The organism is Rubinisphaera italica (assembly GCF_007859715.1).
In the GTDB taxonomy this organism is placed as follows: domain Bacteria; phylum Planctomycetota; class Planctomycetia; order Planctomycetales; family Planctomycetaceae; genus Rubinisphaera; species Rubinisphaera italica.
In genome coordinates this window covers 2,977,380-2,989,510 of the sequence record NZ_SJPG01000001.1, presented here as the reverse complement: position 1 = coordinate 2,989,510, position 12,131 = coordinate 2,977,380, and the positions used below count along the sequence as shown (strand labels likewise).

General features: G+C 46.2%; 7 protein-coding genes. 2 read left to right on the top strand and 5 right to left on the bottom strand.

Annotated elements, in window-relative coordinates; genetic code table 11:
- Window positions 1-17: 17 nt before the first annotated feature.
- The 4 genes from Pan54_RS11150 to Pan54_RS11135 form a co-directional block, all read right to left on the bottom strand.
- Window positions 18-1,187: an AraC family transcriptional regulator gene (locus Pan54_RS11150; protein WP_146503557.1), complete on the bottom strand. Its 1,170-nt coding sequence runs from the start codon at window positions 1,185-1,187 to the stop codon at window positions 18-20.
- A 161-nt stretch (window positions 1,188-1,348) separates the two neighbouring features.
- Window positions 1,349-1,837, bottom strand: coding sequence for a CBS domain-containing protein (locus Pan54_RS11145; RefSeq protein ID WP_165441727.1), 489 nt, complete (start codon window positions 1,835-1,837; stop codon window positions 1,349-1,351).
- A 278-nt stretch (window positions 1,838-2,115) separates the two neighbouring features.
- On the bottom strand, window positions 2,116-3,327 hold the full coding sequence (locus Pan54_RS11140; protein WP_165441726.1) for a lactate racemase domain-containing protein: 1,212 nt from the start codon (window positions 3,325-3,327) through the stop codon (window positions 2,116-2,118).
- 73 nt (window positions 3,328-3,400) lie between these two features.
- Complete coding sequence (locus tag Pan54_RS11135) at window positions 3,401-4,471, bottom strand: GTPase (protein WP_146503554.1); 1,071 nt, start codon at window positions 4,469-4,471, stop codon at window positions 3,401-3,403.
- A 363-nt stretch (window positions 4,472-4,834) separates the two neighbouring features.
- On the opposite strand from Pan54_RS11135, the gene Pan54_RS11130 reads away from it, so the two are divergent.
- Entirely contained in the window at window positions 4,835-5,722 is an 888-nt protein-coding gene (locus Pan54_RS11130) for a hypothetical protein (RefSeq protein WP_146503553.1), read from the top strand.
- Between the two features lie 619 nt (window positions 5,723-6,341).
- Here the strand turns inward: Pan54_RS11130 and Pan54_RS11125 are convergent.
- Window positions 6,342-9,986 carry an FG-GAP-like repeat-containing protein gene (locus tag Pan54_RS11125; RefSeq protein ID WP_165441725.1) on the bottom strand — a complete coding sequence of 1,215 codons (3,645 nt, stop codon included), beginning with the start codon at window positions 9,984-9,986 and terminating at the stop codon, window positions 6,342-6,344.
- A gap of 384 nt (window positions 9,987-10,370) precedes the next feature.
- On the opposite strand from Pan54_RS11125, the gene Pan54_RS11120 reads away from it, so the two are divergent.
- Complete coding sequence (locus Pan54_RS11120) at window positions 10,371-12,098, top strand: redoxin domain-containing protein (RefSeq protein WP_146503551.1); 1,728 nt, start codon at window positions 10,371-10,373, stop codon at window positions 12,096-12,098.
- Window positions 12,099-12,131 lie beyond the last annotated feature (33 nt).

Genomic DNA, 12,131 nt, shown 5'->3' with positions numbered 1-12,131 from the left:
TCATCGTTATGCACAAATTAACTCCAAATATGATTCGTCCCGGTTTGATTCCGGTATTCCCGAGGTGTCTGACCGGTTTCACGTTTGAAGACAACCGAAAGATATTCGGCATGTTCAAAGCCTGTGTTGCGGGCAATTTCTGCCAACGTGAGATTCGTACTGCACAAAAAATCTTTGACTTTCAGAATCCGCTGACGTTGAATTTCCTGATGGGGTGTCCGTCCCAGATATTTTAAAAAGCGATGTTCCAGCATTCGGCGAGAGAGTGGGATGTGCCGAAGTAGATCACTCACACGGATGTTTGCGGTGGCATGTTCGCGAATGTAACGAAAAGCTTTCGCGATATCAGCGTCATCAATTGCCAGTAAGTCTGTTGATTGCCGTGTCTGAATACCTAGTGGCTCGATGAATATCGCTTCGGTGGAAACTTCTTCCCCATTCATCATTCGATCCAGCATTGCCGCTGCCTGAAAGCCAGCTTGATGAGCATTCGGGATCACACTCGAAAGGGGGGGACTGCACAATTCGCACAGCAGCTCATCGTTATCGACTCCCAGAACGGCAACCTGTTCGGGAACGGAGATGCCGAGTTCGCGACAGACATCGAGAAGTTGCTGAGCTTTGATATCGTAACAGGCAAAGATCGCCACCGGCTTCGGCAGTTTTTCAATCCAATTGGCAAGCCTGCGTTTTTCGCGTTTCCAGGAATACTTTTCGTCGTAACGGGGAATCGATTCATGCAGATGGAAACTGCGACCAGGCTGCAGAATCTGCTTTTCAAATTCCTGATGTCGCAATATGGACCATTGGAATCCAGGGTCGCCGCAATAAGCCAGATGCTGAAATCCCCGCTCCATCAAATGTTCTGCGGCCAGTATTGCAATTGCTGAATCATCGGTTTCGACCCAGGGGACGTCACTCAAATAGCGGGCGGCACTCAAGTCGACTAAAGGCAATTTGGATTTTCGAACAACGCGTGCGATTTCATCCGTTTCAATCCGAACCAGCAAGCCATCTCCATTCCAACTCGAAAGCCATTTAGGCGGAGTGGCTCCCCGTTCCTGCTCCGGCAGAAAAATCGACCAGTTCGCATGCTGTCGGACATATGTCACCACACCAGCCAGCAAGCCTCGCGCATACGCATTTGACGATTCAATCAACAGGGCAACACTGCGGCGAGAATTCATGAGCAACCACAGAACAGTGAAATCGGGACGTGAATTCCATCATGATAATTGAGTCATTCAGCAATCACAATCTTGAGCAACTTTCTTTGACATCAACGAAAACAGGGCACCCGGTTGGGCACCCTGCTGGCTTGTCAATCAAAGTCATGGACTCACTTCACTCAGGAGATAATTGTGGAATCTTCGCGCAGTGTCACACTGCTGAAATACAGAATACCGGAATCGCCAGTTGCCTTCTGTCGTTTTCGCATGCCATCGTTAAATGCACGCAACACATCCCTGCGGCACACAAGTCCTACCAACTCGTCCTGATCTCTTAATACAGGGAGACGTCGGTAGGGTTCATTCAGGAAAATATCGACAATACTCAACATATCTGTATCTTCGTGAACGAATCGAGCAGTGGTGTCGACATACGAGCGAATTTCGGTTGTCGGATCACTATCGTATTCCATGCCCAGTAAAACACTCAGTGAGCTTTTCTCGGAGAAGACTCCCAAATATCGTCCATGATCGTTGACGACCGGAGCTCCGGCGATCTTATGTTTCATCATCACCCGAATCGCATCCATCACTTCCATCTGAGGTCGCAGAGTTATCACTTTGCGAACCATAATGTCGCGAGCGGTCAGATTTCTGTAAGAACTCATAATCGTTTCTCCTGTAATTTGACGAGATGCCGTTGAGGTGAACATGTTCAACAGGTCACGACACATGCGTGCTTCCCGCAATTTCAGCCAGGAATTCGACCGAAGAAACCGTCGAAGATAGGACACGATTTCTTAGCGAGTCTTTTTGGATTCCAGAATTGGATTTCTGCTGAACTAGTCAAGTGTAAACGATAATTAATGAAATCGCTAAGATATTATTCCAGAAATTATTTGCTGCAAAAAATTGCAGATTTTATGCTTGACACGATTTTCAGAAATCAAAATCCATGCAAATATTCGCCGCAATAGTTATCGCAACTTGAGCTAATGCAACTCGGTTCGAGCTGTTGGAGTTCCTCCAGTCCACTCTGGCTGACATATACTTCGTTCAATTGAGCGGTGTTGCGGATATGCAAAATTTGCAGATTCTCTCCCGCAATTTGCATAGCCGCTTCGATGACCGCTTTGTCATCATCGAGAATAACCGGACACATGGCAGCAGTGGGATGGCCGGCTGTGATGGAATTGATACGTGTCTTCACCCAGTCCACTTGAGCGACTGCTTCTGGATTCGTGAATTCCGCCATACCGATTCCCGTTGCATTTCCCGCGGTCGCACAGGTGAGCCCGCGAATATAAATGAGAGAAGTTTGGCACCAGTCTTGAGGATGAGAAACATGATCGTTGAATTTTCTGCCGACAACATTTGTGTCCATACCTGTCCCGCTGACTTCTTTTCCGATTTCATCGACAATCAGTAAATCGATTTTTTGCAGTGGAAGACGAGGAACAAGTTCCGAAGCTCGTTTGAGCAAGGCTGGTTCACGATCGATCATTTCATGTGCAGGAACGGAAATTAATTCTGCAATCTGTTTCGATTGATTTTCAATGAGTGCGATACCGCCAATGATTGGAGTTTTTTCGATAATGATTCCAGCAGCCTCACGAATCAGATTGTCGAACTCCAGTTCCCGTTCCGCTCGATGATAAGTGGCCGCTCCATTTTCTTTGCCGAGTCCGACCGTCATCATTTTCAGTAATCCGGATTGGACGTTGCCTGTAAAACGAGTATGCGGTTTGATGCGATTACAAATCAGCAGACCATCCATCCCCATAGCTGTTTGTGCAAAATGCACCGGCACATCATCAGAGGTTGTGCCGATCACACTTGTTGACATTTCAGCCAGGCATTCCATATTGAGTTCCGAGAAATTGATTCCCAGATTCTGCAAAATCTGCCTTTGACCTGCTGGAGTCGCTCCGCCATGGCTTCCCATGGCTGGGATCAGAAAAGGCTTGAAACCAGAATTCCTGACTTCCAGCACAATCGCTTTGATGCTTGTTGCCAGCGACGCAATCCCACGACTACCAACCGCAATTCCAATTTTCGCACCTGGAACAAATTTGTGATTAGCCAGCAAAGCGTTAATGGATGTCTTCACTTCCGTTTGAAGATCATCAACAACCGGTCCATCGAACTGACGTTTCACTCGGTACATCGTCGGAAAGTTCACCATAATATTTTAAACATTCTCAGTAATCGGTTCTTAAGCGAAAGTCATTTCAGATTTGCTTTTCCAGCAATTTACGCTGGCTCTTGGAAACTGGATAGACCGCACCTTCGGGAGGCAGCGCCGGGACTAGTCTGTCCGATATTTTAGAGATGACTGCTTCAATTCCTTCACCGGTTTTACTGGAAACGGGAAGGGGGGATATAGGAAATTCGATTTGTTCCCACGAGGAATTCATCGGTAAATCGGACTTATGAAAGATCAGAATCGCCTCTGGGAATTCTGCGCTTAGAGAAAGAGTGAACTCATCCGTTTCTTGGCTCTGGTCAAAAACGAGAATTTGCAAATCTGCCTGTTGAAGTTTGGCTATCGCATAAGTGATCCCCTGAGTTTCTAATGCGTCTCTGGTTTGTCGTTGTCCTGCGGTATCCGAAAAGCGAACGGGCCAGCCATCAATTGCCGTGTCTGCACTGACGACATCGCGCGTCGTCCCCGGCTGGTCGAAAACAATTGCCCGCTCATAACCAAGCATGCGATTAATTAATGACGATTTCCCGACATTTGCAGGCCCACCGATCACAACTTCCCAGGGGGTCACGAGATGCTGTCCAAACAAAGTCCATTTCCGAGCACTGGAAATTTCATTTATGGAAGCCGCCCCCTGCTGCAGTCGATCCCAGAAAGAGCCTCCTTGATGCATTTGCTGAAGCAGAAACTCAGCCGTTCTTTCCGTCGTACAACGAGAGAGAGCGACATGATAATCTGCAAGCCATGTTTCAGAGTGCAGATTGAATGCAGACTCCCAGCAGATACGCTTAGCTCCTGCTTCGACCAGACTCTCCAAAATTCGAGCGACAGCCAATTTCCCTCCATGAGAGTGAATTTCCAGACACTCTTCTGCCGTGCGGCAAATCACCAGATCCTCATCGCCCCAGCTTCCAAACACGATCCGATGGAGTGTTTGTTTTTCTGCAGGTGTTCCATTCCTTGCGATAAAAAATGGAACTTCCGCCTCCTCTGCTTTTTGCCTGAGTGCTTTCAGCTGGCCACAGACACGAATCGTCGCCACCGCTCCCCGACCAGTGGGAGTGAGAACACAGACGGTAGTGTTGGCTAAAGGCATAATGTCTGACTAAGGAATTGGGCAGAGATCAAGAAAAAAGACAATGCAAGTCGATGTTGAATTTTAGCAAATCATTGTCATTATCGATAACGCACAATCACTACAATCGATGAAAACTGCGACTGCAGATAGAGTAAACAGCACTGACAAACCCTTGTAAAACAGAGATGGCTTTTTTTAAGAAATACTTCCCAAATGGGAGAGGCTTCAGTAAGTTCAATCAGTCAAGCCGTGAGCTATCTCAACCATTAACTGCGGATGAAGTACATACACAATTTATTACACAAGTGATATATGCCAAAAATCTATGCATCTCAAAAAGAATCCACCTCACTTCTTCTGACGAGCGGTGGATGTGTCTCTATGAAACAAGTTTCTATGTCAAATAACGCTTATCGACTTGAAGGGTGGGGCGGAATTACGACCACGATTATAGTAGCGATTTGTACAACTGCTCTGGTTGTCAATTCTGCTATCGCTGCCGACAAGTTTGTTTATCCAATTGACATTGCCGTTGGTTCCGAAGGACAATTATTTGTAGCTGATTTAAAACTGCCAGGGCTTTGGCATGTCCAAAATGATTCGATTCAAGTTGTATTGCGTGGAGAAAAAACGTATGGAACGCCGCTCAACGCGATCCGATGCGTGACTGTTGATCAGCATGGAACCGTATTTGTTGGCGATTCGGCTACGCGAGAAATCTATCGTTGTGATGAGCAATGGCAGCTAAAACCACTCACGGATGGATCCATCGGTATCCCACTCGATATCATCGCTGCAGGCGAAGACTTATTCGCAGTTGATGCAGAGAGCCAAACGATCTGGCGTGTGTTTAAAGACGGAAATCCACCTCAACGCATCGCGAAAGTTGATGGGATTCGCGGATTAGCCGAAGGTCTGGAGGAGAATTTAATCTGCCTGACTTCTCGAGGAAAACCAATTCGAAGTCTCAAATTCTCAGGAGAACTGAAAGAAATTGACTGTGGAGTCGAATTTGAATTTCCAATTCAGATCGTTAAGAAGTTAAAGAAATATTTTGTTCTCGACACTTATGCTGCAAAGATTTGGGAACTCGATCTGAAATTGCAGAATCCGCAGACGCCTCGTGAATTGTTTTCTGGAGCTCCATTGAAGAAGCCCGTTTCGCTGGCGGTGTCTGGAAACGACATATTGATAATTGATGCTGAACTCAAGGCGATCTTCCGACTATCCCAGTCGGGAGAAATGCAAAAATTAGCCAATTCGTTTTGATGCATTTTTCCAGTGTAGCGATCATTGCCCAGGCTTTGAAATTTGCAGACCTCTGTGCTACTGACGATTCAAAGTTTTGTGGCTTGCGCAAAATTAGAAAACAACCATCTGGATTCCGGCGAGCTGATCAAGCCAGCTGGGCCGGGAACTCTTGTGTGGTAGTCCTAAATTCTGATTGTCCAAAGTCGAAAAGAAATCTGTCGTTTTTATTAACATTCTGCATCAGATCAATTTTTCTCAGATGAAAATGAACGGCCAAGACGCCAAGTGGAACAAGTCGAGATTTTAATAAATGTGATTGGAATCACAAAGGCATTAAGGGCTCTGTAACAACATGGCCTCAAATACATTAGCACTTTAAGTGATTGATTTTCATGATTTCTAAAATTTTTTATCTTCGTGCCTTCGTGGTAAAAACAACCTGATCAGCTCAAATCAAATCAATTTTCATTTCTATTGATTTCTTGTTTTGCTTTTCGCTTGGCGGTTCAATAATCAAAAACGTAAATAGATTGAGAAGAGATCCTCTCTGTATTCTCGATTAAATTCAGGCGGCTAAATTTTTTTAAGTATCAAAATTAAGAGTTCTCGGATTTGAGAATTGTATTCCCGTTTTCAATTAATTTGCAAGATCGCGAATAGCGGTCCAGAATAAGCGATGTCTCTGTTCTCTGGACTGCGGTGACATTCCGGCAGGGGCTGGAGGAGTGTCGCTTGCCCGCATGGCTGGGTACTGGGCGGTTGTTCGCGTTGGAAACGGTTCGCTCGACTGACCATAAACGGTATTTAAGTCAAAATCCTTGTCATAGCCGACGTTGTGCAGAATGAAGTCGCGCGTCCATCCGGGAGGAACTTCGTTTGTTGGGACTTGAAAACGCATTACGATTTCATCTCCCGGTTGCATGACAACCAGCTGATCGTCCTCTGCTCTGAGCAAATGGTCAACATCTCCGTACGACGTGAAAAAACCATGAACGGGAGGCCATGTTGGCATGGTATTTACTAAATTGTAGTCGTACGATTCGGGACCCAATCCCGGATGAGGCTTCACCTGAGAGACCCCTCGATGGTGGAGATGACTTGCTTCCATTTCGAGGACTTGAGGAGTCATCCCTGGTGGATTGTCGTCCGTCGAATAGAATAACTGGTCCCAATAGATTTCCATGCTGGACACAATGCGGACTCGATAATCATCGGTGAGAAATCGATCCGTAAGGTCAATGACAATTGTTTTAGACTTGCCTCCAGGAAATCCACAACTGGGATCGATCGTTTCCCATGCTCCAGACGCGTTGGGAACCTGCAAATACGGAGGGCGTGGTGCAGGCATATCTTGACTTTGACTCAGTGCAACGTTTAAGGAGGTATCGGACGGGAAGACCCAGCCATGCAGAAAGAGTTTAATCGTTTTCGTATTCGATAGTTCGCCCAGGTCAATTTCCATAAACCAGGGTTCCGTCACGCCCTGGAAATGTTTCTGGGAAAAGGGCTTCGCATACCTGTCGTCACGCAGTTTCAACAGCGGCAGCAAATCGTTTCCTTGATCGTCAATAATGGACTCAGGAACTCTGGGATTCTCGACAACGTGGATTTTGAATTCCGGAGTGGTCGAAGATGCGACTTTTTCGTTTGAATAAATATCGAGATTCGCCGGATGATCTACCGCTAACAAACGCACTTGATCAAAATAAGCAGCTTCCCATAATTCTTCGGTCAACCGAAGTTCATATTTGTCAGCACGCGGTTTGAGTTGATCAGATTCAATGAGCAGATATTCCCAGGGTCGTGTTGGAGCAATGACACCTTCGGCGAATTGCAGTCCAATCGGGGCTGCCCAAAGCAAATCAGTAACGAATTCAAAACGGTTGCCGTTCCAGGCATAGAGATAGGGACAAGATCCCTTCAGTCGTTGCTCTTCACAGATAAAGAGATTGTTCTTCGGTTCGATGACATTCTGTGGAATTCCGTTCGGCCAGACGACGCGTACAACATCAGCCTGTTTAGTCGCCCCCAAACCGAAGTGGAGCACTTGGCTATCCACAACGCGAGGCTGGTAATTATCGCCAGCCTTTAATTCCATTAAACTTCCCCAACCATAATGGTTAACACGACCACTCGCTGAAGTTTGTTCGCCCTTAACCTGCTGTCCGTGAAGAGCAATTTTTAGAAAAGGATTTTGATTCCCTCCCTCATTTCTCTGCCACCAAATTCCAGTTTGGTTCCAGATTAAACCATCCAAATCACCATCACCATCCAGATCTTCAACGGCTACTGTGGACCTGGTTTCCGGACCAAGGTTGTTAGAAGTCCACTCCAGTGACGGTTTGGTTTGTTCAAATTGCAGTTCGCCTTTGCGTCGAAGTACCTCAATCTTTTCAGAGTGATTCTCTTTTAAGGCAATGTCCTGAAATCCGTCATTGTCGTAATCCAATAAATACATCTCTTCACCAGATAGTCCGATATTGATTATGGTCTCAGACCATCGAATTGAGCCAGGACTGGAAATCTTACTTGGGAGATAGGAAATTTCCTCGTCCCGGCAGAACAGCAAATCCCAGGAAGCGTTGGCATCAAAATCAACAATTTTGAGATCTGTAATACTCTTGCCCTCACCACTGGAGTCGATTTCTTTCCAGCGTAGCGATCCATGGCGCAGATTTTCCAAATAGCCGATCGTTTTTCGGCCTCTGAGCACGATGTCGAGATCAACATCTCTGTCCAGGTCGATGGCGATTGCCTCGACACAAAAAAACTCATCGGGAGGCAATGCCGAGCGAGCCGTAACGTCGGAGAATTGGAACGCTCGATAATTGGCCCATAATGAAACGGATCCTTCAGAATCGATGATGATTAAGTCGAGATCGCCGTCGAGATCAAAATCAGCTGCCGTGACTGCAGAGACATTCGATAGATTAATCAAGGAATCGGAATCGATTTTTCGAAACATCGAATGATCAACAGAATCTACCGAAGGATTTCCCATGAGATTCTCATAAATTGCAATCCCGGCTGAACCAAAGCAGATGAGATCGAGGTCAGCAAGTGCGCAGGGGGCCCCCTCGATATTCGAAGACCTGTTTGGGTCAGAATCTTGATCAAGATCAGCAAGTATGAAATTTGAATATCCAGCATCGATTTTTGTACTGGCAATCACGTTCCCTATCTTTCCGCCAATTTCTGGTTCCATGACCGTCAGCTGATTATCAGTAAGCATGACAATCTCGTAACTTCCATTCAGATCCATATCTGCGATTTCCACTCTTTTGAGCTCGCCCAAATTCTTCGGCAATTCGATCTGCTCTGTAGAAAAACGAACATCGATTGCCTTTGGAATGTTTAAAGGTTGAGACAAAATCATTGCTTCCGTGGTCTCGGAATAGCGAGTGCGAATAAATTCAAGCGTATTCGGCATTAAAATCATCCGATCACTTTGAGCAATCTCTTCAGGGCGGAGGATATTTCCTAACAATCGGCATTGTCGGATCACAACGTCCCAATTCTCGGAAGTGACTGCTGCCAGAATATCAGGAATCAGTTTCAATGGATTTAACCGCGTGCGTTGTTCAATACCATTGGCAAATGGTGCAATCATATCTTCAATACGAGAAAGACTGACGATAATTTCACGATGGTGAAGCTGACTTTGATAATTAAGCACTTGTAGTAATGCCCATACATTGTCGGGAGCGAATGCGATGACTTGTTCGAGGGCTTCCAGGCTTTTTACCAGTTCATCCGACTGTGTATTAGATTCTGAACGTGCTCGAAACAGTTCAAACCAAACGGACGGATTATTCTTGCTGCGTTTCGTCGCATTGATTGCAGCTGCGATCTGCTCTGGAACATTGCCTTTAATCTTATAAACTCGGCTGAGAAGCAAATACGGTATCGCATTTTCAGGATCAGTAGAGATTACTGACTCAATTTGCCGTTCAGTCGCTGAAATTTGAGCAGCGAATTTGCTCGGATTTGCTTCAGCGTTTTCTAATTCAAGTTGGAGAGTCAGCCCCACTGCTCGATTATGCTGGGCAAATGCTTCCTCTGCTGGAAATCGTGATGCGATTTCATCCAGCAGCGGAATCGCGTCTTCGGGCAGTTGGTTTTCCAGATAAGCAATCGATCTCTGCCTCAGCTTCAGCAACTCGGGAAGCTGGGAGGAATTAATCCGTAGAGTATCCAAAGGGCCTAACCAGTTGATAATCAGGAGCGTTAACACGAATATCGCGAAAACGACGACAATAATGGCAAAGTTGCGAATGTGCATAAGGAGTAATTTAAAGTGCCAATTCACAATGAGGATTAATAAACAAGATAAGACACAATACATTTAGAAATGCAAGAATCAACCATATTAAGTGGCTAGATGGGCTGATCGACTGTTCCATGCCCAAATGCCAGCGCTGGTTGATCCGACAGACGATAAGCTTCGGGTAGCCATCGGTGAATTTGTCAGGCGTACGGGAATTTCTTAATATCAATATTTGCTTGTCGTTTCCTTTCTCGATTTGTTCAAGTTCCAATGGACCAATTATTTCCAAATCATACTGATATTGTGAATTGGCAATAATTTTGCAGCCAAATTCGGTTACGTCGGGTAAGCAGCATTGATTAGCCCCATTATCACAGATTGTTTTCACAGGCTTGAAGTATGAATGTTCGCTTATGTCGAAATTTTTTCCATATTCTTACTCTTCTAACCATCACAGCAATTTTGCATGGCTCCGATGTGCAGGCTGATTCTATACAGGACTTTTCTTTACCGACACATCGTGGTGTCAACTGGTCACTGCGTGAAGTTCCTGCAGATCATCTGGTTGTGGTGGCGTTTCTGGGAACGGAATGTCCATTAGCTCGTTTGTATGGGCAGAGACTTGAGGAGCTGCAAACCGAATTTCGGGATCATGGTGTGACCGTTATCGGTATCGATTCCAATGTTCAGGACAGTCTGACGGAAATTACCGCATTCGTTGCCAGGCATCATTTGACGATTCCCATTCTCAAAGATACGGGAAATCGAGTTGCAGATCAGTTTGAAGCCGAGAGAACTCCTGAAGTCTTTTTGCTCGATCAGAATCGCGAGATTCGTTATCGCGGACGGATTGACGATCAGTATCTGGTCGGGCTTTCGCGCGAATCTGAACAGCGACGAGACCTTGCCATCGCCATTGAAGAAGTTCTTAAGGGGGAGGATGTTACTGTTCCGAAAACTAAAGCGATTGGCTGTCTCATTGGACGAATCAGTCGCGTTGAACCTCAGGGAGATGTGACTTACTGCAATCAGATTGCCATGATTTTTAATCAACACTGTGTGGAATGCCATCGAGCCGGTGAAGTCGCTCCCTTTGTCTTGACCAGCTACGAAGACATTCTGGGTTGGGAAGAAACGATTCTTGAAGTTATCGCCGAGAATCGTATGCCACCCTGGTTTGCCAATCCTGAACATGGCAAATTTGCAAACGACTGCCGGCTGAGTGATCAGGAAAAATCACTGCTCGAAATCTGGGTTCAAAATGGTATGCCCGAAGGTGACCCTGCTGAATTGCCAGAGCCACCGGAGTTCGTAAAAGGCTGGAGAATTCCAGAACCGGATCAGGTGATTGCCATGGGCGATGCGGAGTTCACTGTTCCAGCTCAGGGAGTTGTTGATTATCAGTACTTCACAGTCGACCCGGGTTGGACCGAAGACAAGTTTGTCTGTGCGACCGAAGCTCGTCCCGATAATATCCCGGTTGTCCATCACATTGCCGTGTATGTTTTACCGCCGGGAAGCGATGAGAAGAACGCACAGGGACGATACATGCTCGTTGGGTATGTTCCTGGTTCTCTGCCTCAAATCCTGGATGAGGGGGTGGCAATTCCTATTCTGGCAGGCAGCAAACTCCTCTTTGAAATGCACTACACGCCCAATGGTCGCGAACAGTTGGACTGCAGTTACATCGGTCTGAATTTCATGAAGAAACAGGACGTCAAGAAAATCCTCGGCGGCGGAATTGCTATCAATACGAAATTTGAAATCCCTCCGGGGGCAGATCATCATACCGTCACTGCCGAATATCAATCACCTCGCGATCAACTTCTACTGCAGTTAACTCCTCACATGCACCTGCGCGGAAAAGCCTTCCGATTTGAAGCATTCTATCCCAATGGATCTCAGGAAATCCTGCTTGATGTTCCTCGCTACGACTTCAACTGGCAGCTGAATTACAACCTCGCAAAACCAAAACTGCTTCCGAAAGGAACGCGAATTCTCTGCACGGCTGCCTACGACAACTCGAAGAACAATCTGGTCAATCCAGATCCTACCGTCACAGTCCGCTGGGGCGATCAAAGCTGGAATGAAATGATGATCGGCTACATGAGCTTTATCGAACCTTAGTTTCGGGAGGAATATAAACGGCATCGGGAATCT